Origin of the sequence: Bacillus sp. S3 (genome assembly GCF_005154805.1) — a bacterium.
GTDB lineage: Bacteria > Bacillota > Bacilli > Bacillales > Cytobacillaceae > Neobacillus.
On record NZ_CP039727.1, the window covers coordinates 1,923,513 to 1,948,537 of the forward strand.

22 protein-coding genes are annotated in these 25,025 nt (G+C 39.8%); all 22 read left to right on the forward strand.

What is annotated here, in order from left to right:
- Positions 1-8 precede the first annotated feature (8 nt).
- On the forward strand, positions 9-380 hold the full coding sequence (rbfA, locus tag FAY30_RS09255) for a 30S ribosome-binding factor RbfA (RefSeq protein WP_149869607.1): 372 nt from the start codon (positions 9-11) through the stop codon (positions 378-380).
- A 49-nt stretch (positions 381-429) separates the two neighbouring features.
- Positions 430-1,350, forward strand: a complete 921-nt coding sequence (gene truB, locus FAY30_RS09260) for a tRNA pseudouridine(55) synthase TruB (RefSeq protein WP_149869608.1) — start codon at positions 430-432, stop codon at positions 1,348-1,350.
- 101 nt (positions 1,351-1,451) lie between these two features.
- The gene (ribF, locus tag FAY30_RS09265; protein ID WP_149869609.1) at positions 1,452-2,405 is read left to right on the forward strand and encodes a bifunctional riboflavin kinase/FAD synthetase; all 954 of its coding nucleotides are present in this window, start codon (positions 1,452-1,454) and stop codon (positions 2,403-2,405) included.
- A gap of 169 nt (positions 2,406-2,574) precedes the next feature.
- Positions 2,575-2,844 carry a 30S ribosomal protein S15 gene (rpsO, locus tag FAY30_RS09270; RefSeq protein ID WP_149869610.1) on the forward strand — a complete coding sequence of 90 codons (270 nt, stop codon included), beginning with the start codon at positions 2,575-2,577 and terminating at the stop codon, positions 2,842-2,844.
- Positions 2,845-3,069: 225 nt separating this feature from the next.
- A complete protein-coding gene (gene pnp / locus FAY30_RS09275; RefSeq protein WP_149869611.1) occupies positions 3,070-5,187 on the forward strand; it encodes a polyribonucleotide nucleotidyltransferase in 2,118 nt (705 codons plus the stop codon).
- A 162-nt stretch (positions 5,188-5,349) separates the two neighbouring features.
- Positions 5,350-6,297, forward strand: coding sequence for a polysaccharide deacetylase family protein (locus FAY30_RS09280; RefSeq protein ID WP_149869612.1), 948 nt, complete (start codon positions 5,350-5,352; stop codon positions 6,295-6,297).
- Positions 6,298-6,391: 94 nt separating this feature from the next.
- Positions 6,392-7,624, forward strand: a complete 1,233-nt coding sequence (locus FAY30_RS09285; RefSeq protein ID WP_149869613.1) for a M16 family metallopeptidase — start codon at positions 6,392-6,394, stop codon at positions 7,622-7,624.
- 290 nt (positions 7,625-7,914) lie between these two features.
- The gene (locus FAY30_RS09290; protein ID WP_149869614.1) at positions 7,915-8,160 is read left to right on the forward strand and encodes a YlmC/YmxH family sporulation protein; all 246 of its coding nucleotides are present in this window, start codon (positions 7,915-7,917) and stop codon (positions 8,158-8,160) included.
- A 174-nt stretch (positions 8,161-8,334) separates the two neighbouring features.
- A complete protein-coding gene (gene dpaA, locus FAY30_RS09295; protein WP_149869615.1) occupies positions 8,335-9,237 on the forward strand; it encodes a dipicolinic acid synthetase subunit A in 903 nt (300 codons plus the stop codon).
- A complete protein-coding gene (gene dpaB, locus FAY30_RS09300; RefSeq protein ID WP_149869616.1) occupies positions 9,234-9,833 on the forward strand; it encodes a dipicolinate synthase subunit B in 600 nt (199 codons plus the stop codon). Before dpaA ends, dpaB begins: the two co-directional genes overlap by 4 nt.
- Positions 9,834-9,990: 157 nt before the next feature.
- Positions 9,991-11,040, forward strand: a complete 1,050-nt coding sequence (asd, locus tag FAY30_RS09305) for an aspartate-semialdehyde dehydrogenase (RefSeq protein ID WP_149869617.1) — start codon at positions 9,991-9,993, stop codon at positions 11,038-11,040.
- 36 nt (positions 11,041-11,076) lie between these two features.
- Positions 11,077-12,321 carry an aspartate kinase gene (gene dapG / locus FAY30_RS09310; protein ID WP_149869618.1) on the forward strand — a complete coding sequence of 415 codons (1,245 nt, stop codon included), beginning with the start codon at positions 11,077-11,079 and terminating at the stop codon, positions 12,319-12,321.
- A 91-nt stretch (positions 12,322-12,412) separates the two neighbouring features.
- Complete coding sequence (gene dapA, locus FAY30_RS09315) at positions 12,413-13,285, forward strand: 4-hydroxy-tetrahydrodipicolinate synthase (RefSeq protein ID WP_149869619.1); 873 nt, start codon at positions 12,413-12,415, stop codon at positions 13,283-13,285.
- A gap of 172 nt (positions 13,286-13,457) precedes the next feature.
- Entirely contained in the window at positions 13,458-15,125 is a 1,668-nt protein-coding gene (locus tag FAY30_RS09320; protein ID WP_149869620.1) for a ribonuclease J, read from the forward strand.
- A gap of 107 nt (positions 15,126-15,232) precedes the next feature.
- Positions 15,233-15,985, forward strand: a complete 753-nt coding sequence (locus tag FAY30_RS09325) for a ClpP family protease (protein ID WP_149869621.1) — start codon at positions 15,233-15,235, stop codon at positions 15,983-15,985.
- Positions 15,982-16,221, forward strand: a complete 240-nt coding sequence (locus FAY30_RS09330) for a YlzJ-like family protein (protein WP_149869622.1) — start codon at positions 15,982-15,984, stop codon at positions 16,219-16,221. The genes FAY30_RS09325 and FAY30_RS09330 overlap by 4 nt, the downstream gene beginning before the upstream one ends.
- Before the next feature lie 304 nt (positions 16,222-16,525).
- Complete coding sequence (locus FAY30_RS09335) at positions 16,526-18,877, forward strand: FtsK/SpoIIIE family DNA translocase (RefSeq protein WP_149869623.1); 2,352 nt, start codon at positions 16,526-16,528, stop codon at positions 18,875-18,877.
- A 390-nt stretch (positions 18,878-19,267) separates the two neighbouring features.
- Positions 19,268-19,993 (forward strand): GntR family transcriptional regulator, encoded by a 726-nt coding sequence (locus tag FAY30_RS09340; RefSeq protein ID WP_149869624.1) that lies wholly within the window; start codon positions 19,268-19,270, stop codon positions 19,991-19,993.
- Between the two features lie 87 nt (positions 19,994-20,080).
- The gene (locus FAY30_RS09345) at positions 20,081-21,169 is read left to right on the forward strand and encodes a BMP family lipoprotein (protein WP_149869625.1); all 1,089 of its coding nucleotides are present in this window, start codon (positions 20,081-20,083) and stop codon (positions 21,167-21,169) included.
- 207 nt (positions 21,170-21,376) lie between these two features.
- Positions 21,377-22,912, forward strand: coding sequence for an ABC transporter ATP-binding protein (locus tag FAY30_RS09350; RefSeq protein WP_149869626.1), 1,536 nt, complete (start codon positions 21,377-21,379; stop codon positions 22,910-22,912).
- Entirely contained in the window at positions 22,905-23,957 is a 1,053-nt protein-coding gene (locus FAY30_RS09355; protein ID WP_149869627.1) for an ABC transporter permease, read from the forward strand. The genes FAY30_RS09350 and FAY30_RS09355 overlap by 8 nt, the downstream gene beginning before the upstream one ends.
- A 1-nt stretch (position 23,958) precedes the next feature.
- Entirely contained in the window at positions 23,959-24,918 is a 960-nt protein-coding gene (locus tag FAY30_RS09360; RefSeq protein ID WP_149869628.1) for an ABC transporter permease, read from the forward strand.
- Positions 24,919-25,025: the final 107 nt, after the last annotated feature.

Below are 25,025 nucleotides of genomic sequence, written 5' to 3' on the forward strand. Positions count from 1 at the left end.
TGAATGTGATGAGCCATAGAGCAAATCGTGTTGGAGAACAAATGAAGAAAGAACTTGGTGACATCATCGGTCGTAAAATTAAAGATCCCCGGATCGGTTTTGTGACAGTTACTGATGTTCAGGTAACAGGTGATTTGCAGCAAGCAAAAGTTTATATATCGGTATTAGGTGATGAAGAGCAAAGGGAAAATACATTAAAAGGCCTGGCAAAAGCAAAAGGCTTCATCCGAACCGAAATCGGTCACCGTATTCGACTTCGAAAAACACCGGAAATCATCTTTGAATGGGATGAATCCATCGACTATGGAAATCGGATTGAAACCCTTCTACATCAATTGCATACCGATGACAAACCAATGGAAAAAAATGAAGAAGAATAGTGGATAGACATTTTGTCTATCCCTTTTTTAATTGAAAGGAGAATATTGAATGGAAGGAATTCTGCCATTATTTAAGCCTGCAGGACTAACATCACATGATTGCGTCTTTAAATTAAGAAAGATATTAAAGACAAAGAAGGTCGGTCATACTGGTACACTTGACCCCGACGTGACAGGGGTTTTACCTATATGCATTGGAAAAGCAACAAAAGTAGCAGAATACATAACAGATGCCGGCAAAGCCTACGTTGGTGAAGTAACAATTGGTTTTTCAACAACTACTGAAGATGCTTCAGGTGAAGTAGTAGAAAGCCAAAACGTAGATCGGATTTTCACCAGAGAAGAAATTATCAAGGTGCTGGAATCGCTCACAGGGGAAATTGAACAAACGCCCCCGATGTATTCAGCTGTGAAGGTGGGAGGTGTAAGACTATATGAATATGCTCGTAAGGGAATCGAAGTAGAACGTCCCACGAGGAAAGTAACGATCTATTCCATCGACCTGCTTGATGACAAGGAGGAATTTCAAGGGGAGACTATCTCATTTCGGTTCAGGGTAGGCTGCAGCAAGGGCACATATATCCGAACTTTGGCTGTCATGATTGGTGAACTTTTAGGGTATCCTGCCCATATGTCCAATTTGCAAAGAGTTCAATCGGCTGCTTTTACGTTAGAGGATTGTTTAACCTTTGAAGAAATTGAAGAACATATGGAAGCTGGAACCATCTCTAGTGTGTTAAGACCATTAGAAACGGCACTTTCTCATTTGCCGAAATTACTGATTAATGATAAAGTAGCAGAGAAAGTGAAAAATGGTGCACAATTACCTGTACCTGACCACTTTAAAAATTGTGACGGACCTATTATCGCTGAAACGAATGAAGGGCTTGTCCTTGCTATCTATGCAAAGCATCCAAATAAGCTTGGACTTTTAAAACCAGTTAAAGTATTGAGGAATGATCAGGAATAAAGAAATTCGGAAGCTCCTCGGCGCTGGAGCCGGACAATTCTCGAAGTCGAAAATGATTAACTTTTAAAATAAGGGTACAGTCTAGAAAAGGTGAGTTTCAATTGGAAGTAATAAAACTTAATTTCCCATTAAATATAGACAAAGATAAAATACCGCAATTAGCAATGGCACTAGGCTATTTTGACGGTGTTCACCGCGGCCATCAGCAAGTCATTCTTGAGGCAAAGAGACAAGCTGAGTTGAAGGGGTTAGCGAGCGCAGTCATGACATTTGACCCTCATCCATCTGTTGTATTAGGAAAAAATAAAAAGCATGTTCAATATATAACCCCCTTAGCAGAAAAAATGGCAATCATTGAAGAGCTCGGGATCGATTATTTATTTATTGTCCATTTTACAGCAGAATTTGCCCATCTTCTGCCACAGGAGTTTATTGATCAATATGTTATTGGGCTAAATGTTCATCATGCAGTGGCGGGATTTGATTTTACGTATGGACGAATGGGAAAAGGGACGATGGAAACCTTACCATTTCATTCACGTGAAAAATTTACTTTTTCAGTCGTTCCTAAGTTTGTCCAGGATAATGAAAAGGTAAGCTCAACAAGAATTCGCCAGAATCTTAAAGAAGGTAGAACAATTGAGCTGCCAACACTTCTAGGAAGGTTTTATAGAACAACAGGAGTGGTCATTCATGGAGATAAACGCGGCAGAACAATTGGCTTTCCGACCGCAAATATTGAGATGTCAGCTGAGTATATTATCCCGCCCGTCGGCGTTTACGCAGTAAGAATGAAGGTTCAGCATGATTGGTATAACGGAGTTTGTAACGTTGGATATAAACCAACATTTAACAAGGAATCATTAAAATTGTCTGTTGAGGTTCATTTATTTGACTTTAATCAAGAGATTTATGGAGATGAAGTGGTAATCGAATGGCATCTTTACATTCGTAATGAACAAAAGTTTTCAGGGATCGAGCAGCTTGTTACACAAATAGAAAAAGATAAACAACAAACAATCGATTACTTTGAAAAAAATCGACAATCTTCCTGACATTGCCGCTAAAAAGTAGTTTTTCTTACAATATCATAAGGTTTTAACTTGCTTTTTGGCGTGAAAACATGTATTCTTAATTACGTATTAAAACAACCTTTGCTTGGCAAGTCGAGTCACCGACGCTTGCTCGGTAACAGGGGATATTAAAATTTGGAGGTGAACCTGGATGGCAATCACTCAAGAACGTAAAAATGAACTTATTAATGAGTACAAAACTCATGAGAACGACACAGGATCTGCAGAAGTTCAAATCGCTGTCCTTACTGAATCAATCAATAATTTGAACGAGCACTTACGCACACACAAGAAAGATCACCACTCACGCCGTGGTCTTTTGAAAATGGTTGGTAAACGTCGTAATCTTTTAACATTCCTTCGTAATAAGGATGTTCAACGTTACCGTGTGTTAATCAATAAGCTTGGTCTACGTCGTTAGTTTTCAGAAGCGGGATTTTTCCCGCTTTTTTGTTAGGTTTAAAACAATTAAAGAAATTTTTATACATATTTTTAAGACAGGACTAATTTGTGCATACTATAATTAATTTGATTGATAATATAAGCTTTTTTAGGCTTTTTTTATATGAATATAGATGAAAAACGATGATTACAGCGAATTATTTCGCATCATCCTCTAAGTGATTGGATAGAGAGGGGTAAAAATATGGAACAAACGAAACATGAATATTCGATGGATTGGGCTGGTCGTAAATTAACAGTTGAAATCGGCCAATTAGCAAAACAAGCAAACGGTGCGGTTCTAGTTCGCTATGGCGATACAGCTGTATTAAGTACAGCAACAGCTTCGAAAGAGCCGAAGAACCTGGACTTTTTCCCATTAACCGTAAACTATGAGGAGCGCTTATATGCTGTAGGGAAAATCCCTGGAGGGTTTATTAAACGTGAAGGGCGTCCAAGTGAAAAGGCAATTTTGGCGAGCCGCCTGATTGACCGTCCGATTCGTCCGTTGTTTGCGGATGGATTCCGTAATGATGTACAAGTCATTAGTATTGTAATGAGTGTTGATCAAGATTGTTCAACAGAAATGGCAGCAATGTTTGGATCTTCCTTGGCACTTAGTACTTCAGATATTCCATTTGAGGGTCCAATTGCCGGTGTTGTTGTTGGCCGGGTAAATAATGAATTTATCATCAATCCAACAGTTGACCAGGCTGAAAAAAGTGATATTCATTTAACAGTTGCCGGAACAAAAGATGCGATTAACATGGTTGAAGCAGGAGCGCTGGAAGTCCCTGAGGAAATCATGCTTGAAGCGATTATGTTTGGTCATAATGAAATCAAACGTTTAATTGAGTTCCAAGAGAAAATTGTCGCGGAGATTGGTAAAGAAAAAAGGGAAATCACCCTTTATGAAATTGACAAAGACCTTGAAACAGAAGTAAGAAATTTATGTGAAGCTGACATGGTAACGGCGATTCAGGTTCAAGAAAAGCATGCTCGTGAAGATGCAATTAAAGAAGTTAAGAATGTTGTTATTGCCAAATTTGAAGAACAAGAAGCAACAGACGAAGATATGAAGCAAGTGAAACAAATTTTGGACAAGATTGTTAAAGGGGAAGTACGCCGTTTAATTACTGTGGAAAAGGTTCGTCCGGATGGCCGAAAGATTGATGAAATCCGTCCATTATCTTCACAGGTTGGTATTTTGCCTCGTACACATGGCTCAGGATTATTTACCCGCGGGCAAACGCAGGCCTTAAGTATTTGTACTCTTGGGGCAATGGGTGACGTTCAGATTCTTGATGGATTAGGAATTGAGGAAGAAAAACGCTTTATGCATCATTATAACTTCCCATCCTTTAGTGTTGGTGAAACTGGACCAATCCGTGGACCAGGCCGACGCGAAATTGGGCACGGGGCACTTGGAGAAAGAGCGCTTGAGCCAGTTATTCCGTCTGAAAAGGATTTCCCATATACCGTCCGACTTGTTTCAGAAGTGCTTGAATCGAATGGTTCTACCTCACAAGCAAGTATTTGTGCAAGTACATTAGCGATGATGGATGCAGGTGTACCGATTAAGGCACCTGTTGCCGGTATTGCCATGGGACTTGTAAAATCAGGTGAACATTATACAGTTTTATCTGATATTCAAGGGATGGAAGACCATTTAGGAGACATGGATTTTAAAGTTGCAGGAACAGCAAAAGGCGTTACCGCATTGCAAATGGATATTAAAATTGCAGGTCTTTCCCGTGAAATATTAGAAGAAGCTCTGCAGCAGGCAAAAGTGGGAAGAATGCACATTTTGGATTCCATGCTTGCTACTCTTACAGAACCAAGAACAGAGCTATCCCAGTTTGCTCCGAAAATCTTAACAATGACAATCAATCCGGATAAAATTCGTGATGTCATTGGACCAAGCGGTAAGCAAATTAATAAAATTATTGAAGAAACTGGTGTTAAGATCGATATCGAGCAAGATGGTACCATTTTTATTGCTTCAACTAATCAAGAAATGAATCAAAAAGCGAAAAAGATTATTGAAGATCTTGTTCGTGAAGTTGAAGTGGGACAAATGTATCTTGGTAAGGTGAAACGAATCGAAAAGTTTGGTGCCTTTGTTGAAATCTTTGCCGGTAAAGACGGTCTTGTTCATATTTCTGAACTTGCTGAAGAGCGGGTAGGGAAAGTGGAAGATGTTGTGAAGATTGGCGACGAACTCTTAGTAAAGGTTACCGAAATTGATAAACAAGGCCGAGTTAACTTATCCCGTAAAGCTGTATTAAAAGAGACACGGGAAAAGGCAGAAGAAAAGCAATAATTAGAAATACAGAAATATGAAAATCTGAGTGAATGAAAAAGTCAGGGATTGCCCCTGACTTTTTCCATATAAGAAGTTAACTTTCCATCAGGAGCAAGCCGTTTTTTCTCTGTTCTACCTTGTCCCTTTTATACATAATCTGTATGGAAGGGGGAAAGGTAGATGAAAAAGGCTATTATTTTAATTGTTATTTGTTTGGCTGCGGTGATTACAGTGAACATCCCCATAGTGGATAAGTACGTTTCCGCGTTAAAAGAATCGGCCCTGCCGGCAGCAAAGCAGTCAGATCCTTTATATCAAAGTATAGTTAAAAATGCTTCTACATATGAACGTCCATTTTCCGATGCGAAGGTTGACACTGTCTGGAAGGCCATTCCCGGTTACAATGGACTCAAAGTTGATATTGCAGCTTCGTATAAAAAAATGAAGAGCAAAGGCGTATTTGATGAAAAGAAACTAGTATTTATCCAGACAAAACCAAAAGTTCATTTGCAAGATTTACCGCCTTCTCCGATTTATAAAGGTCACCCGGAAAAACCGATGGTGTCCTTCATTATTAATGTTGCATGGGGTAACGAATATTTATCGGATATGCTTGCAACCCTAAAAAATCATAATGTATCAGCAAGTTTTTTTCTTGAAGGGAATTGGGTCAAAAAGAATCCAGACCTTGCAAAAATGATTGTGAGCGCGGGCCATGAAGTAGGAAATCATTCCTACTCCCATCCAGATATGAAGCAGCTGACTGCCTCAAGGGCAAGGGAAGAAATGATCAAAACAAACGAAATTATCGAAGCAGCCACAGGGAAGAAATGTACATGGTTTGCCCCGCCCAGCGGAAGCTATCGGGATGAGACAATTACTATTGCAGCCGAACTAAATATGAAAACAGTAATGTGGACAGTAGATACGGTAGATTGGCGCAAGCCTGCTCCTGATGTCCTTATTAACCGTGTCATGTCTAAAATTGATAAGGGTTCAATGGTACTTATGCATCCAACTGAATCAACGGCAAAGTCACTTGACCGGTTGATCACCCTAATTGAGAAAAAAAATTTACAAATCGGTACGGTTACCGAATTAATGGATGAGGAAAGAATTATTAAATAATTTAAGTAAAATTCATCCGAAAAATTGGAGAAAATATCTATTAGAAATTATAATTAATAATTGGAGTAGTAGCGTCTGCGACAGGAGGAAGTCAATGATTAATAAATACACTTGCCAAAACGGAGTAAGAATTGTATTAGAAAATATCCCAACCGTACGATCAGTTGCTATTGGAGTATGGATTGGAACAGGTTCTAGAAATGAGGACCCACAAACAAACGGGATTTCCCATTTCTTAGAGCATATGTTTTTTAAGGGAACGGCTACACGTTCCGCAAAGGATATTGCTGAATCTTTTGACAGCATTGGCGGGCAGGTAAATGCTTTTACATCAAAAGAATATACATGCTACTATGCAAAGGTTCTAGATACTCATTCTAAATTTGCCTTAGACGTATTAGCTGATATGTTCTTTAATTCAACATTTGTGGAAGAGGAATTAAACAAAGAAAGAAATGTTGTTTTGGAAGAAATCAAAATGTACGAAGATACACCGGATGATATTGTCCATGATTTATTGAGCAGGGCAGTTTTCGAAGATCATCCGCTTGGTTACCCAATCCTGGGTACAGAGGAAACCTTAAAGACATTCACAGGGGAATCACTTAAGGAATATATTCATGAGCGTTATACCCCCGAAAATGTGGTTATATCGATCGCTGGAAATGTTTCCGAAAGTTTTATCCAAGAAGTTGAAAATTACTTTGGGTCCTATCAAGGCGGTTCAAAAGAAACACCTGAAAATGTTCCATCCTTTCATTCAAATAGAATATCAAGGAAGAAGGATACCGAGCAGGCCCATTTATGTATCGGTTTTGAAGGATTAAAGGTTGGTCATGAAGATATTTACAGTTTAATTACACTCAATAATATTTTGGGCGGAAGCATGAGCTCAAGACTATTCCAAGAGGTACGTGAACAAAGGGGCTTAGCTTATTCAGTTTTCTCCTACCACTCTGCCTATCAGGATAGCGGAATTGTGACTGTCTACGGTGGAACCGGTGCGAAGCAGCTGGATGTTTTATTTGATACCATCCAGGAGACACTTGAAAAATTAAAGCATGATGGAATCACCGAAAAGGAACTAACTAACAGTAAAGAGCAGCTGAAAGGCAGCCTAATGTTAAGTTTAGAAAGTACAAATAGCCGAATGAGCCGTAATGGTAAAAATGAACTCTTATTGAAACGTCATCGCTCACTTGATGAAATTATCGAACAAATCGATGCAGTTTCTAAAAACAGTGTCGATGAAATGGCAAAAGCCATTTTTACTGACCAATATTCTGTAACGCTTATTAGTCCTGATGGGGAATTCCCAAATAAATAATGGTACGTATTAAGAGGCATTCCATTGGGATGCCTCTTTTCATATTTGATAAGAAATTATATATTCCACTTTGAGAATTGTCCAGCTCCAGTGCCCTAGCGGCTAGTGTCCTTCGCTCTCCGCCCTACGATAAGTCAACATCGAATCGCCACCGGCTCTTCGTGTTTCCTTTATCTCAGTTGGAGCGCTCCAGGCCATACGCCGCTGATCAGGGCGCTTCCGCTTTTCTTATTCTAAAATTGGACGTCCCTTTATAAACTAATAGAAAAGGGGATGAGGGGGCTTTTACAGTGAGGTTAAGTGAATTAAGTGGAAAAGAAATTGTGGATGTAAAAAAGGCGGAACGTCTAGGAGTCCTTGGGCAAACCGATTTAGAAATTAATGAAGGAACCGGTCAAATTCAGGCACTCCTGATTCCTTCATTAAAATGGTTTGGGTTTCGGAAACAAGCAGGAGAAATTAGGGTGCCATGGCAGCATATAAAAAAAATCGGAACGGACATGATCATCATTGATGTTCCGGATGAAGATCAGTGAAAAGATAAGAAAAAAGCCCAAGCAAACTAACTGTTGCTTGGGCTTTTTTCATTTCTCAAGATGGAAAACTCACCGAATGAAGTAATCTTACATAAGATGTTGGAGTGAGTAGAAGAAAAGGATTTTATTATCAATTTTTAAAGGACTTTTAAAAAAAAGAAGGTGAATGTTTTCATGCTGACAGGGATGCAGATAGCCGTGATTGGCGGGGATGCCAGACAGCTGGAAATCATCCGCAAGTTAACCGAATTAGATGCGAGATTATCGCTTATAGGTTTTGAACAGCTCGATCACGCCTTCACAGGTGCGGTCAAAGAAAAGTTGGATGAGGTTGATTTCTCGACGATAGACGCTCTTATTTTGCCTGTAGCCGGTACAAATCCGGAAGGTCAGGTAGAAACGATTTTTTCGAATGAAAAAGTGATTTTAACAGAGGATATCCTTTCAAAAACTCCTGAACATTGCACGATTTATTCAGGAATCAGTAATTCATATTTAAATGGAATGATAAAGCAGTCGAAAAGAACGTTAGTACAGCTATTTTCGCGAGACGATGTAGCTATATACAATTCGATTCCTACTGTGGAAGGAACCATTATGATGGCCATACAGCATACTGATTTTACCATTCATGGTTCTAATATCACCATTTTGGGGTTAGGAAGATGTGGGATGAGTACTGCAAGGGCCTTTCATGCGCTTGGTGCAAAAGTAAAGGTTGGAGCACGAAAAAGCGAGCATCTTGCCAGAATTACTGAAATGGGTGTAACCCCATTCCATTTAAGCGATATCAACAAAGAAGTTTCGGGAACGGATATTTTAATCAATACCATTCCCTATCCAATTGTAAGTGCAGCCGTTATAGCAAAGTTACCAGCCCATACATTGGTTATTGATATTGCATCAAAACCAGGCGGTACAGATTTCCGATATGCTGAAAAACGTGGAATTAAGGCATTGCTCGCTCCGAGTTTGCCTGGTATTGTTGCTCCAAAAACGGCCGGTATCATTCTTGCTGATGTTCTAGTACAACTGCTCCAGGATGATCTGATAAACCGAAAGGGGAAAGTGAAATGAGTTTAAAAGGGAAAAGAATCGGCTTTGGTCTCACTGGCTCACATTGTACCTATGATGCAGTTTTTCCGGAAATCGAAAAGTTGGTTCTGGCCGGCGCAGAGGTTATGCCAGTGGTAACTTTTACAGTAAAAAATACGGAAACCCGATTTGGAAGAGGAGAGGATTGGGTTCAAAGGATTGAAGATTTAACTGGCCATAAAGTTATTGATTCGATTGTGAAAGCAGAGCCTTTAGGTCCGAAAATTCCGCTTGATTGTATGGTTATTGCGCCATTAACAGGCGTTTCCATGAGTAAATTTGCGAATGCTATGAACGATAGTCCTGTATTAATGGCTGCAAAAGCAACATTAAGAAATTTAAAACCTGTCGTTCTGGGGATTTCAACGAATGATGCACTAGGATTAAACGGAGTAAACTTAATGAGATTAATGGCAACGAAAAATATTTATTTTATTCCATACGGGCAGGATGATCCAGTTAAAAAACCAAACTCGATGGTAGCCAGAATGACATTGTTGTCTGAAACGGTGGAGGCAGCTATCGAAGGGAGACAGCTCCAGCCCGTCCTCGTAGAAAGATATAAAGATTCTGACTAATTTCCCCCTTCTGCATCAAAAAAGGTTATTTCTTTATAAGAATATGTTAAAATAAATTAATCTTTCAACAGGGGGGGACTTTCCCCCTTCTGATATGATTTAATTAATGAAATAACCAGGAAAATATTGTGGAAAGATTGAAAGGGGAAACTTAGAAATGAATCAGCAAAATGGATATCATGTTGCCGTAGTAGGAGCAACAGGAGCGGTTGGACAGCAAATGATCCAAACATTGATCAAAGAGAACTTTCCAATCGGAAAACTTACCCTCTTATCCTCAGCTAGATCAGCGGGGAAAGTAATAAATGTAAATGGTCAGGAAATTACGATACAAGAAGCAAAGCCGGAGAGCTTTGAAGGTGTAGATATTGCCTTATTCAGTGCTGGCGGCAGTGTTTCTAAGGAACTTGCCCCAGAAGCAGTAAAACGCGGCGCCATCGTCGTGGACAACACTAGCGCATTTAGAATGGATGAAAATACACCATTGATCGTTCCTGAAGTGAACGAATCGGACTTGCATCATCAAAACGGGATTATTGCAAACCCAAATTGTTCAACAATCCAAATGGTGGTTGCTCTTGAACCAATTCGTCAAAAGTATGGATTGAAAAAAGTCATTGTCTCCACATATCAAGCCGTTTCAGGTGCAGGTGCTGCGGCGGTGGAAGAATTAAAGGCACAAACAAAGTCGATTTTGACTGAAGAACCATTTGAACCAAAAATTTTACCAGTCTCATCAGATACAAATCATTATCAAATTGCGTTTAATGTGATTCCGCAAATTGATAAATTCCAAGATAATGGCTATACGTTTGAAGAAATGAAAATGATTAATGAAACCAAAAAAATTATGCATTTACCAGAGTTACAGGTATCAGCAACTTGCGTCCGTCTTCCGGTTGCAGTCGGCCATTCTGAATCCGTCTATTTCGAAATAGAATCAGAGAACGTAAGCGCAAATGAAATTAAAGCATTATTACAAGATGCACCGGGTATTGTCTTGCAAGATGATCCGGATAATCAAGTATATCCAATGCCTGCTCATTGTGTAGGGAAAAACGATGTTTTTGTAGGACGTATTAGAAAAGACATCGATGAAGACCGTGGTTTCCACATGTGGGTTGTTTCGGATAATCTGCTAAAAGGTGCTGCTTGGAATTCAGTACAGATTGCAGAAAGTTTAGTAAAACTAGGTATCGTAAAATAAGTTACCTTTCCAAAAAAGGCAGGTTTTGGTGTCACCATGAAAATTATTGTACAAAAGTTTGGCGGTACATCCGTTAAAGATGAAGAGAGCAGGAAACACGCGCAAAGTCATATCGAAAAAGCACTTGCCGACGGCTACAAAGTAGTCGTTGTCGTCTCGGCAATGGGAAGAAAGGGTGACCCTTATGCAACCGATACACTTTTATCGTTAATTGGGGGCAACCTAAGCAAAATCTCAAAACGGGAGCAAGATTTATTATTGTCCTGCGGCGAGGTTATTTCTAGTGTTGTTTTTTCAAATATGCTATTGGAAAGTGGAATGAATGCAATCGCATTAACAGGAGCTCAAGCAGGTTTCCGTACGAACAATGACCATACAAATGCAAAGATTAACGAAATGAAATGTGATAGGCTGCTTAGGGAACTTGAGAACCATGATGTTGTAGTGGTTGCCGGGTTCCAGGGAGCTGCTAAGAATGGCGATATCACCACCATAGGGCGGGGGGGGAGTGATACGTCCGCTGCCGCGCTGGGAGCGGCTCTAAATGCCGAATGGATAGATATTTTTACCGATGTGGAAGGAATTATGACGGCCGATCCGCGGATTGCAGAAAATGCCCGGCCGCTTTCCATAGTTACCTATACCGAGGTGTGCAATATGGCCTATCAGGGGGCGAAGGTGATTCATCCCCGAGCGGTGGAAATTGCCATGCAGGCAAAAGTGCCGATTCGCATCCGTTCCACTTATTCCGACAATCTAGGAACATTGGTTACCACCTTAAATAAAGATAAGCGTGGAAGTGATATTAGAGAACGCACCGTTACGGGGATTGCTCATGTTTCAAATGTCACGCAAATAAAAGTCTTTGCTAAAAAGGATCAATACAACCTCCAGGCAGAAGTTTTTAAAGCAATGGCAAATGAAAAAATCAGTGTAGATTTTATCAATATCTCGCCAAATGGTGTAGTCTATACGGTCACAGAGGAAATGACGGATCGGGCAATCAGGGTCTTAAACGACTTAGGACATGAACCTGTAATTGAACGCTATTGTGCCAAAGTGTCTGTTGTTGGTGCAGGAATAGCAGGGGTACCGGGGATTACCTCCAAAATCGTTACAGCGTTGTCTGACCATAGCATTCGTATTTTGCAATCAGCAGATAGTCATACCACCATTTGGGTATTAGTTAAGCAGGATGACTTAGCCAAATCTGTTAATGCCTTGCATGATGCCTTTCAATTAGAAGATGAATCGATTGAGTTTAATCTTGCCGATTTGTAAATAAGGAAATAGGTAAATGATGGAGTAGTTAAGTGAATGAATGCGATACAACAAATTATTGGTATTCTGTTGTATTGAAAGGAGTAGGAAAATGGTTCATTTTGGGCGAGTTTCCACGGCAATGGTAACCCCTTTTGATAAAAATGGGCATATAGACTTTGCTAAGACCACTCAGTTAATTAATTACTTGATAGAGAATGGAACAGATTCCCTTGTGATTTCAGGTACTACGGGAGAATCACCAACGTTATCCAAAGAAGAAAAGCTGGCACTCTTTAATCATGTTGTTAAAGTGGTGAAGAAAAGGATCCCAGTCATTGCCGGCACTGGAAGTAATAATACGTATGCATCAATTGAATTGACGAAAAAAGCAGAGCAGCTTGGTGTGGATGCGATCATGGCTGTAGCACCATATTATAATAAACCAAATCAAGAAGGTCTGTACCAGCATTTCAAAGCGGTTGCGGAAGCAACAACACTTCCGGTCATGGTATACAATATTCCTGGCAGGTCTGCTGTAAATATTCGTCCGGAGACGATTATTCGACTATCTGAGATACCTAATATTGTGGCTGTGAAGGAAGCAAGCGGTGATTTAAACGCCATGACACGTATTATTGCCGATACGGATGAGGATTTTGTTTTATACAGCGGGGATGACAGCTTGACAATCCCGGTTCTTTCTATTGGCGGAGCAGGAGTTGTTTCAGTTGCTTCTCATGTAATTGGAAACGATTTGCAAGCAATGATTAAAGCTTATTTTGATGGAGAAAATGCCAAGGCTGCAGCATACCATCAGCAATTGCTGCCAATCATGCAGGGCCTATTTGCCGCACCAAGCCCTGCCCCAGTTAAAACAGCATTACAAGTATCGGGATTGGATGTTGGGTCTGTCAGGCTGCCACTTGTCGGTTTAACGGAACAGGAACGAACGACATTGATTTCTTTATTGAAAAATAAATAAAAAATATCCATGGGCATACCGAAATATAGTGCGGTATGCCCTTTTTTCATCCGTTTGATCGTTGTGATGAATGAATATAGCAATTATTGGTTGTAAAGGTTTTCAACTTTCAAGTATAATATTCATAACTGATCTTCGGTCGGATTACACATCATGTAGGAGGAAACGGAAATTGATACAGAAAAAAAATACTTCCATCAAGATTATTGCACTTGGTGGTATCGGAGAAATCGGAAAGAATATGTACCTTGTTGAAGTGGACAAGGACATATTTATTGTTGATGCCGGCTTAATGTTCCCCGAGGAAGAAATGCTTGGTATCGATATGGTCATTCCAGATCTAACATATTTAAATGACAATAAGGAACGAGTCAAAGCGATTTTTTTAACACATGGACATGAAGACCATATTGGTGCTCTTTCCTACGTGCTTCGAAAGGTTAATGTACCCGTATATGGAACGAAACTAACACTTGCTCTTGCAAAAGCCAAGCTTAAGGAACAGGAATTTATCGGAAATGCAGAATTTATTGAGATTGATTCGGATACAAAAGTGGAATTAGATGCTGTACATGTAAGTTTTTTTAGAACTAATCATAGCATCCCGGATTCAGTTGGCGTTTGTATCCATACATCTGAAGGGATTATTGTTTATACGGGAGACTTTAAATTTGATCAGGCTGCAACGAAACTTTATAAGCCTGAAATTGGAAAAATGGCTGAGATAGGGGAACAGGGGGTTTTGTGCTTACTGTCTGACAGTACTGAAGCCGAAAAACCTGGGTACACAACATCTGAAGCGATTGTTGAACGTGAAATGTCCCATGCGTTTTATAATGCACCGGGGAGGATTATTGCCGCTTGCTTTGCATCGGACATCAATCGAATCCAGCATATTTTTAATGCTGCGAAAGAAAATGGCCGTAAAGTCGCTGTAGTAGGAAAAAGCCTTGAAAGAATCTATCATATTGCCCTCGACTTAGGATATTTAGAAGTGGACGAAGATGTCATGATTCAGGTAAATCAGATTAATGAATATCCTGACCAAGAAATAGCGGTATTAATGACCGGTGGCCAGGGAGAACCAATTGAAGCCTTGCAGAAAATGGCAAAACAGACACATAAGCTATTGAATATCCAGCCTGGTGATACTGTTTTAATTGCTGCTTCACCATTAAGAGGAAGTGAAGTATTTTTAGGGAAAACGGTCGATCTGTTATTCAAAGCAGGAGCAAATGTTGTATATGGAAAAAGGACAATCCATGTATCAAGCCATGGAAGTCAAGAAGAATTAAAGTTTATGATTAATTTAATGAAGCCGAAATTTTTGATTCCGGTTCACGGTGAGTATCGGATGCTGAAGGCACACAGAAAAGTGGCCATTGAATGCGGTCTTGCCGATGAACAAATTTACATTCCCGACCGCGGTGATATTGTGGAATGGAAGGAAGGGACATTAACAGTTACCGGGAAGGTTCCGTCTGGCAATGTGCTAATCGATGGAATCGGTGTAGGCGATGTCGGAAATATCGTCCTTCGGGATCGAAGGCTTTTGTCACAAGATGGCATTTTAATTGTTGTTGTCACGTTAACGAAACAAGAAAAGAAAATTGCGGCAGGGCCGGAAATCATTTCACGAGGGTTTGTCTATGTTCGCGAATCGGAGAAATTAATGGATGATTCAACGAAATTAGTTCATGATATTGTGGAAAGAAACACAGCTAAAACCTCATTTGAATGGTCCACTCTTAAGCAGGAAATAAGAGATGAATTAAATCGATCTTTATTTGAAAAAACAAAAAGAAGGCCAATGATACTGCCGATTATTATGGAAGTGTGAATGTAAAGGTACCGGAATTCCTCCGGTACCTCTTTTTGTATTGTTTTGGCATGAAATCAATGTAAAGGTAAACACTAACAAATATCATGCTTGAAGGGAGTATTAGGATGGATAACGATATTCAAAAAAATACCGATAACCAAGAAGAGCAGCAACCACAAAAAGAGGAGAAGTCTACTTCTGGTTTAATAGAGAAAATTCAACAGCTTGGCCAAACCAATGTGCCGCAGCTCTCAGCAGATTCTCGAATTCATTGTTTAACCATAATTGGCCAAATTGAAGGACATATGGCATTACCTCCGCAAAATAAAACAACAAAGTACGAGCATTTATTGCCGCAACTTGTTGCAATCGAACAAAATCCGAAAATTGAAGGTGTATTAATTGTATTAAATACGGTCGGCGGGGATGTCGAAGCAGGGCTGGCCATTTCTGAAATGATTGCATCTATTTCAAAACCAACTGTTTCCATCGTCCTGGGAGGGGGTCATTCGATTGGTGTTCCGATTGCAGTTTCATGTGACTACAGCTTTATTGCAGAAACTGCTACGATGACCATCCATCCAATTCGCTTGACAGGGCTTGTCATAGGAGTACCGGCCACCTTTGAATATTTGGATAAAATGCAGGAACGTGTGGTCAACTTTGTGACAAAACATTCCAAAATTACGGAGGAAACATTTAAAGACTTAATGTTTGCAAAAGGAAATTTAACGCGGGATATTGGAACGAATGTAATCGGTGTTGATGCCGTTAAGTCGGGATTAATTGATGAGGTAGGCGGTTTAGGTCCCGCAATGAAAAAGCTCAATGAAATGATTGATCTTCAAAAAGAAGAAAATGAGGGGCTGATTCAATGATTTTATATACAATGATGCCAAATGAACTAATTTTTCCCTATGAAGCGGAAGCGGCAAGCAATCAGCAAATGATAAACTATCAGGGGATTCCACTTTTGGTAGAGCTTGCTGATCAGCAAAATGTTCAGGTTATTCGTATAGTAAGCAGTGACCCCCAGCATTATTTGAATGAACATATATACCCTGGTGCAAAAATTTCTTTCGGTTACCTTGATGGATTGTCCGCATTGCAATAGTAGATTATGGTATAATTAGATAACAATTATTTGAGCAGCCTTGCAGGCTGCTTTCCTTTTTATTAATTGGCTGTGTTAAAGGTCATTGTTGATTTTTTCAAACTGTTGATTGGAGCGGAAGGCACGAAGACTCCTGCGGGATTACGGGGCAGGGGAGACCCCGCAGGAGCGAAGCGACGAGGAGGCTTCCCGTCACGCCCGCGGAAAGCGAAGTGCCTGGAGCGGAAATCAACAGCCAAGTTAACACAGCCTATTAATTAATACTATGAAAAATAGACCAAACTGAACGATACAAGGTGATTAGATGGCAAAAAGAAAGAGAAGAAAACCCAAAAAAAGAGATAATCATTTAAAACGAACCGTTCAATACGAGCTATCCGCCTTGGCTTTATTGGCATTAGCGATCATTTCAATCGCAAAGCTTGGAGCAGTCGGGAATGCCACTGTCCTTTTCTTCCGTTTTTGGATGGGAGAATGGTACATGCTGAGCTTAATTGGACTAGTAATATTAAGTGTTTATTTAATGTGGAAACGTAGTATTCCTTTTTTCTTCCATATTAAATTAGTTGGCAGCTATTTTATTATATCGGCAATCTTACTATTGAGTCATGTCACTCTTTTTCATTTGCTCACAAATGATGGGAAATTTAAAGATCCTAGTGTGATTGGGAACACTTGGGAATTATTTATGATGGAAGTAAGAGGGGAAACAAGTACGACCCATGATTTGGGCGGCGGGATTTTAGGAGCGATTTTATTTGCTATGTTTCATTACCTGTTCGCAGAAACAGGTACAAAAATTATTGCTTTTGTTTTTATAATCGTTGGGATTGTCCTATTAACTGGAAAATCGTTTGGAGATTTCATTGGGAAGATTGTGATTACTCTATTTGACTTTTCAAAAAATCAATGGGACGCCTTTAAAACGGATATGTCAGAATGGAAACAAAAACAAGAAGAGAGAAAGAACGAGAAAAAATCTCAAAGGCAAAAAGAGCGGGAAAATCGCCAAAGAGAAAGTGTCCCCGTTATAAACAATCAGCAGCAGGCTGAAGTGAACGAACCTGTTATCCCTGAACCGATTATTTCAAGCTTCGCAGACCGTGCGTATGTTGAAGAGGCTCCTAAGGAAAAAAATCCAAAAGAACATGCGAAGGAAAAAAGGCATAAATCGAATGATGCCGAAGAGGATCATACTCCGCCAATTAAATTTACAGAAGTAGAAAATGTGGCGTATGAGTTACCGCCGCTTAGACTGCTAAACCTTCCAAGGAAAACAGATCAAAGCGGTGAATATGAGCTAATCCATGCAAACGCAGCAAAGCTTGAGAGGACATTTCAAAGCTTCGGTGTTAAAGCGCGAGTTACCCAAGTGCATTTAGGACCAGCAGTCACTAAATATGAGGTACACCCTGATGTTGGTGTAAAGGTTAGTAAAATTGTCAGCTTAAGTGATGATATCGCATTAGCACTTGCTGCTAAAGGAATTCGGATTGAAGCGCCTATTCCAGGAAAATCAGCGATTGGCATTGAAGTTCCAAATTCCGATGTGGCGATGGTGTCATTAAGGGAAGTATTAGAAGGTACCCAAAATGACAAGCCGGATGCCAAGCTGTTAATCGGCCTTGGCAGGGACATAACGGGTGAAGCGGTTCTCGCAGAATTAAATAAGATGCCCCATTTACTTGTAGCCGGTGCAACAGGAAGCGGAAAAAGTGTTTGTATTAATGGTATTATTACAAGCGTATTAATGAGGGCAAAACCCCATGAAGTAAAATTAATGATGATCGACCCAAAAATGGTCGAACTCAATGTGTATAATGGAATTCCCCATTTACTGGCACCAGTTGTAACAGATCCTAAAAAAGCTTCACAAGCATTAAAAAAAGTAGTCAGTGAAATGGAACGGCGCTATGAATTGTTTTCTCATACAGGAACCCGTAATATTGAAGGCTATAATGAACACGTAAGGAAACATAATCTGGAAGAAAACGATAAGCAGCCGTTATTACCTTATATTGTCGTGATTGTAGATGAGTTAGCGGATTTAATGATGGTTGCTTCATCTGATGTAGAAGATTCAATCACGAGGCTTGCACAAATGGCACGTGCTGCGGGCATTCATTTAATTATTGCCACCCAACGCCCATCTGTTGATGTTATCACAGGTGTGATTAAAGCAAATATTCCTTCACGAATTGCTTTTGCGGTATCAAGTGCAACTGATTCAAGAACCATCCTGGATATGGGCGGAGCAGAAAAATTGCTAGGGCGCGGAGACATGCTATTCTTGCCGGTAGGAGCATCCAAACCTGTTCGAGTGCAAGGAGCATTTCTTTCCGATCAAGAGGTAGAAGATACAGTTGAATTTGTCATTTCACAGCAAAAGGCACAATACCAAGAAGAGATGATTCCGGATGATATTCCGGAGATAACAGGTGCAGTTGAGGACGATTTATATGAAGATGCAGTGGATTTAATTATTGAGATGCAAACTGCTTCGGTTTCTATGCTGCAGCGCCGCTTTCGAATCGGCTATACTAGGGCGGCCCGTCTAATAGATGAAATGGAGGCCCGCGGTGTCGTTGGCCCGTACGAAGGAAGTAAACCGCGAGCAGTCTTACAGACGAAACCCAATGAAGAGCAAAGTTCGTAGAAAAGCGGAAGCCACAAGCGCTGGAGCTGGACATTTCTCAAAGTCAAAATTTATTAATCGTTATTCGATAAAAAAGAGCCATTTGGCTCTTTTTTTAATACTAATTTGCGCGAAATCTGATACTATAGTTATAGGAGGTGAATACTTGTATCAGGAAAAAATCCTACTAATTTCCCGTCACATCTATTCGCTATTAAAAAAGGTATTCAATTATAGCAGATTTTTTGAGCAAAAATCAGCAAGTTAATAACAAATTTCTAGTTCGGACCTTTTTTCGACAAAATTTTGAATTCCTATTTATTTATCACAAAAAAGATGGTAATATAATCTCGATTAGTAGGAATGATATCAGATGTCTGATGTCTCAGGAAAAGGGCTGGAGGAAACAGCATGTCAATTAAGTCAGATAACCGGCATTTATATTTACAGGTAATCGATCGGTTGAAGCAGGATATTGAAAAAGGAATTTATAAAGAAAAAGAAAAATTACCTTCTGAATTCGATCTTGCCAAACAACTGGGGGTCAGCAGGGCAACACTTCGGGAAGCATTGCGCATACTCGAGGAAGAAAACGTTATCATTAGGCGCCATGGTGTTGGGACCTTTGTTAACTCAAAGCCGATGTTTACTTCAGGGATTGAACAACTTAATAGTGTTACTGACATGATTAAACAAGCTGGAATGAAACCCGGTACGATTTTCCTAAGTTCATCAACACAAGGTCCTACCGAAGAGGATATTCGTCGTTTCTCATGTTCTGCTAGTGAGGAGATTTTCGTCATGGAAAGGGTAAGAACCGCAAACGGAGAACCAGTCGTTTATTGTGTTGACAAGGTCCTCGAACGCATTTTGCCAGAAACATTTTCCCATGAGGAAGAATCTATTTTTCAGATTTTAGATGAAGAGGCAAATCGCAGAATTACATACGCGGTTGCTCAAATCGAGCCAGTAGGCTATCATGAAAAAATTTCCCCAATACTAGAATGTGATCCTGAAACTGCTTTGTTGGTGTTAAAACAAATGCATTTCGATGAAATGGATGAACCTGTCCTATTTTCGGTAAACTATTTTAAGGCAGACAAATTTAGTTTTCACGTATTAAGAAAGAGAATATAATTTTTTTTATTACATTTTGGAAACGTAACCAAGTCTGGCTTTGAAATTTCTACTATATCAAACAAACATTCATAGGGGGAAAATACCTTGAAAATGCGTAAAATTGGAATGGCGCTATCACTAGTTCTTGCTGCTGGAACACTTTTAGGTGCTTGTGGAAAAAGTGATGACAACAAGGGTAATGAAACATCCAAGGGCGGAGATAAAGAAAAAGATACTTTCTCTGTAGCAATGGTAACTGACGTTGGTGGCGTTGATGACAAATCATTTAACCAATCAGCATGGGAAGGACTTCAAGCTTTTGGTAAAGAAAATGGATTGAAAAAAGGTAAAGGCGGATATGATTACCTTCAATCAAAATCTGATGCCGATTATTCTACAAACTTAAATAAACTTGCTCGTGAAGACTTTGATTTAGTATATGGTATTGGCTTCTTAATGCAAGCTGCAATCGAAGAAATTGCTCAACAACAAAAAGATTCACATTTTGCTATTATTGATGCAGAGGTTAAACAGCCAAACGTTGCAAGCGTTCTATTTAAAGAGCAAGAAGCTGCGTTCCTTGCGGGTGTTGCAGCTGCCCTTCAAACTAAATCCAACCATATTGGTTTCATCGGCGGGATGGAAATTCCAGTAATTGAGCGTTTTGAGTCTGGATTCTTAGCTGGTGTGAAAGCTGCAAAACCAGTAGTAAAAGTCGATGTTCAATATTCCGGCGCATTTGATAAAGCTGAACTTGGTCAATCTATTGCATCGAAAATGTATTCTTCTGGAGCAGATGTAATTTTCCACGCTGCAGGCGGTACTGGTAATGGTCTATTTAAAGAAGCTACAGACCGTAAATCAAAAGACCCAAGCAAAGAAATTTGGGCAATCGGTGTTGACCGTGACCAAAACGATATGGGTCCAGATGTAGTTCTTACTTCTGCTCTTAAGCGTGTTGATGTTGCAGTACAAGACCTTTCTAAGAAAGCGATGGATGGTAACTTCCCTGGCGGAGAAGTAGCGCTTTATGGATTACATGAAGATGGTGTCGGCGTAGCTCCAATTAATGCTAAAGCTGATCAGAAAGATGCCATTGACAAAGCTGTTAAGGAATGGATTGAAAAAATCAAATCTGGTGCGGTAAAAGTCCCAGGAACTCGTGATGAGTTAAGTAAGTTTAGTGCAAAATAATTTAAATGAGGAATAAGCAGTATTTGTAACCTGCCTGCTTATTCCTTTCTAATGAAATCTTAACTGAAGTGTAGAATGCAAATTCTGCTTTTCATTTAAGATTTTAGTGGGGAGTAATTCCCTGTTTTTTTAAAACTTAAAAAGGTCTGACCTCTTACTACTTCTGGTCAAAATTTCCTTTTATCTTATCACAGGGAGTGAGAAAAGATGGAATACGTAATTGAGATGCTCAACATTCGTAAGGAGTTTGGCGGCTTCGTAGCGAATGATAACATTACCCTTCAACTTAAGAAGGGAGAAATTCATGCTTTACTCGGTGAAAATGGAGCAGGTAAATCTACACTTATGAACGTCCTATTTGGATTATATCAGCCAGAACAAGGCGAGATCCGCGTGAAAGGGCAGTCTGTAAATATTACAAACCCAAATATTGCTAATGATCTGGGAATTGGTATGGTGCACCAGCACTTTATGTTAGTTGATACTTTTACGGTTACAGAAAATATTATTTTAGGCCGTGAAATGACATCCGGCGGGCGAATTGATATTAAAAAGGCAGAAAAAGAAGTTCGCGACATTTCTGAACGCTATGGTTTAGCCGTAGACCCGCAGGCGAAAATTTCTGATATCACTGTAGGAATGCAGCAAAGGGTAGAAATATTAAAAACGCTTTATCGCGGTGCAGAAATTCTGATTTTTGACGAACCAACAGCTGTTTTAACGCCGCAGGAAATTAAAGAACTTATTCAGATTATGAAAACACTTATTAAAGAAGGAAAATCCATAATCCTGATCACCCATAAGTTAAAAGAAATTATGGAAGTAGCTGATCGGTGTACCGTTATTCGAAAAGGAAAGGGGATTGGAACAGTCAATGTAAGTGAAACCAATCCAAATGAATTGGCAAGTTTAATGGTAGGACGTGAAGTTGTTTTCAAAACAGAAAAAACTGAGGCAAACCCTAAGCAGGAAGTCCTTGAAATCCATGATTTGGTTGTAAAGGATGCACGTGGAGTGACCGTTGTTAATGGGCTTAATCTTTCTGTAAAAGCCGGAGAAATTGTTGGAATTGCCGGTATAGATGGAAACGGACAATCTGAATTTATTGAAGCCATTACAGGCTTACGGAAATCCGAAAGTGGAAGCGTAAAATTGAATGGAAAAGAATTAATTCATCTTACGCCAAGAAAAATTACTGAATCTGGTGTCGGTCATATTCCTCAGGACCGCCATAAACATGGTTTAGTGTTGAATTTCCCAATTGGTGAAAATATGGTTTTACAAAACTATTATAAAAAACCATATTCAAGCGGTGGGGTCTTGAACTTTAAAGAAATATATAAACAGGCTAAGAAACTGATTGCAGAGTTTGATGTTCGAACTCCAAGTGAATTTACATTGGCAAGGGCTCTTTCAGGGGGGAATCAGCAAAAAGCGATTATTGGACGTGAGGTTGATCGTAATCCAGATCTACTCATTGCGGCACAGCCTACCCGTGGTCTGGATGTTGGTGCAATTGAATTTATTCATAAACGCCTAATTGAACAGCGTGATAATGGAAAAGCTGTCTTGCTCGTGTCATTTGAGTTAGATGAAATTATGAATGTCAGCGACCGGATTGCTGTTATTTATGAGGGGAAAATCGTAGCTATAGTTAATCCAAAAGAAACAACTGAGCAGGAGCTTGGATTGCTTATGGCTGGTTCGAATAGAAAGGAAGCGGGTGAAGAAACGCATGTCTAAACGCTTAAAGGGCTTATTAACTCCAGTTATTGCCGTTTTATTAGGTATTTTGGTTGGAACAATTATCATGTTAGTGAGCGGGTATGACCCGGTGTCTGCCTTTTCTGCATTGTGGAACGGGGTATTTGGGGATATCTATTCATTTGGTGAAGCAGTCAGGCAGATTACACCCTATATTTTAGCCGGTTTAGCGGTAGCTTTTGCATTCCGTGTCGGGTTATTTAATATTGGGGTTGAAGGACAATTTATCGTTGGCTGGCTTGCAGCAGTATGGGTAGGTGTAGCATTCGATCTGCCGCGTGCTATACATCTGCCGTTAGCTGTCATTGCAGCGATGATTGCCGGTGCAATTTGGGGGTTTATCCCAGGTCTATTAAAAGCACGTTTTCGTGTTCACGAAGTAATTGTGACAATCATGATGAACTATGTGGCACTACATGTTACGAACTATATAATTAGAAATATTTTAGCAGCTAAAAGTGGCGATAAAACGGAAATGATTCATGCATCAGCATCATTGCGTTCAGAATGGCTGCAAAGTCTTACAGATTATTCACGTCTTCACTGGGGAATCGTAATTGCCATTATTTGTTGTTTTATAATGTGGTTCCTGCTTGAAAGAACAACAAGAGGATTTGAATTGCGTGCCGTTGGTTTTAACCAGCATGCAGCACATTACTCAGGGATGAGTGTAAATAAGAACATTATCCTATCAATGCTGATTTCCGGGGCTTTTGCAGGTCTTGCAGGATCGATGGAAGGTTTAGGTACATTTGGGTATGCCGCTGTTAAAGGTGGATTTACCGGAGTTGGTTTCGACGGGATTGCGGTTGCCTTGTTAGGTGGGAATACAGCTTTAGGTGTATTTTTATCCGCTATTCTATTCGGTGTATTAAAGGTAGGGGCCTTAAACATGCCGCTTGAGTCTGGGGTACCTAACGAATTAGTTGATATCATCATTGCGTTAATCGTTTTCTTTGTTGCATCAAGCTATATGATTAGAGTGTTACTTGATCGACTAAGTAAGAAGAAGGAGGTGAAGTAAGTTGAGCTTAATGGATATTTTAATGATTGTTGTTCCATCGACATTGTTATGGGCTGCTCCACTTGTCTTCACTGCATTAGGCGGTATATTCTCAGAACGTTCCGGTGTAGTAAATATTGGTCTAGAAGGTTTAATGGTAATTGGGGCATTTACAGCTATCGTCTTTAACATCACTTTTGTAGAAACATTCGGAAGTTTAACGCCATGGATTTCTATTTTGGTTGCAATGGTTGCAGGAGCAATTTTCTCCCTTTTACACGCAGTTGCTGCGATTACATTCCGTGCAGACCATACTGTTTCAGGTGTTGCAATCAACTTGCTGGCTACAGGATTAACTTTATTCCTAGTAAAGCTTATTTATGGTAAAGGTGAAACAGGCATTATCAGTAAAGGTTTTAGTAAAATTGATATACCTATTTTAAAGGACATTCCCGTTATTGGAAAAATATTTTTCCAAAATACGTATTGGACCTCATTTCTAGCTATTTTCGTCGCCATTATCGTGTGGTACATCGTATTTAAAACACCATTTGGTCTTCGCCTGCGATCAGTCGGTGAACATCCAATGGCAGCTGATACAATGGGGATTAACGTTACTAGAATGCGCTATCTTGGGGTCATTCTTTCAGGTGCACTTGGAGGGATTGGCGGTGGAGTATATGCTCAATCCATTACTTCCAACTTCAGCCACTCAACCATTAGCGGTCAAGGTTTCATGGCACTAGCTGCAATGATTTTCGGAAAATGGCATCCGCTTGGTGCGTTAGGAGCCGCCATATTCTTCGGTTTTGCTCAAAGTATTAGTATCATCGGTTCAAGCTTACCTTTCTTAAAGGGAATTCCAAATGTGTACTTGTTAATTGCACCGTATGTGCTGACAATTTTAGCACTAACAGGATTTATTGGCCGTGCCGATGCACCAAAAGCAAGTGGTACACACTATATCAAGGGAAATCGTTAATGTGGAAACTCTCAGCACTTGCTGAGAGTTTTTTATTGTATTGAACAGGCATGTCAAATTATAGTTATAAGTATAGGTTTTATCCCGATGGAAAAGATATAAAGAAA

Excerpts from the sequence above, each read along its gene's own strand:
- rbfA (WP_149869607.1), top strand. The coding sequence starts at position 9 with ATGAGCCATAGAGCAAATCGTGTTGGAGAACAAATGAAGAAAGAACTT.
- truB (WP_149869608.1), top strand. The coding sequence starts at position 430 with ATGGAAGGAATTCTGCCATTATTTAAGCCTGCAGGACTAACATCACAT.
- rpsO (WP_149869610.1), top strand. The coding sequence starts at position 2,575 with ATGGCAATCACTCAAGAACGTAAAAATGAACTTATTAATGAGTACAAA.
- pnp (WP_149869611.1), top strand. The coding sequence starts at position 3,070 with ATGGAACAAACGAAACATGAATATTCGATGGATTGGGCTGGTCGTAAA.
- FAY30_RS09280 (WP_149869612.1), top strand. The coding sequence starts at position 5,350 with ATGAAAAAGGCTATTATTTTAATTGTTATTTGTTTGGCTGCGGTGATT.
- FAY30_RS09285 (WP_149869613.1), top strand. The coding sequence starts at position 6,392 with ATGATTAATAAATACACTTGCCAAAACGGAGTAAGAATTGTATTAGAA.
- dpaA (WP_149869615.1), top strand. The coding sequence starts at position 8,335 with ATGCTGACAGGGATGCAGATAGCCGTGATTGGCGGGGATGCCAGACAG.
- dpaB (WP_149869616.1), top strand. The coding sequence starts at position 9,234 with ATGAGTTTAAAAGGGAAAAGAATCGGCTTTGGTCTCACTGGCTCACAT.
- asd (WP_149869617.1), top strand. The coding sequence starts at position 9,991 with ATGAATCAGCAAAATGGATATCATGTTGCCGTAGTAGGAGCAACAGGA.
- dapG (WP_149869618.1), top strand. The coding sequence starts at position 11,077 with ATGAAAATTATTGTACAAAAGTTTGGCGGTACATCCGTTAAAGATGAA.
- dapA (WP_149869619.1), top strand. The coding sequence starts at position 12,413 with ATGGTTCATTTTGGGCGAGTTTCCACGGCAATGGTAACCCCTTTTGAT.
- FAY30_RS09325 (WP_149869621.1), top strand. The coding sequence starts at position 15,233 with ATGGATAACGATATTCAAAAAAATACCGATAACCAAGAAGAGCAGCAA.
- FAY30_RS09330 (WP_149869622.1), top strand. The coding sequence starts at position 15,982 with ATGATTTTATATACAATGATGCCAAATGAACTAATTTTTCCCTATGAA.
- FAY30_RS09335 (WP_149869623.1), top strand. The coding sequence starts at position 16,526 with ATGGCAAAAAGAAAGAGAAGAAAACCCAAAAAAAGAGATAATCATTTA.
- FAY30_RS09340 (WP_149869624.1), top strand. The coding sequence starts at position 19,268 with ATGTCAATTAAGTCAGATAACCGGCATTTATATTTACAGGTAATCGAT.
- FAY30_RS09350 (WP_149869626.1), top strand. The coding sequence starts at position 21,377 with ATGGAATACGTAATTGAGATGCTCAACATTCGTAAGGAGTTTGGCGGC.
- FAY30_RS09355 (WP_149869627.1), top strand. The coding sequence starts at position 22,905 with ATGTCTAAACGCTTAAAGGGCTTATTAACTCCAGTTATTGCCGTTTTA.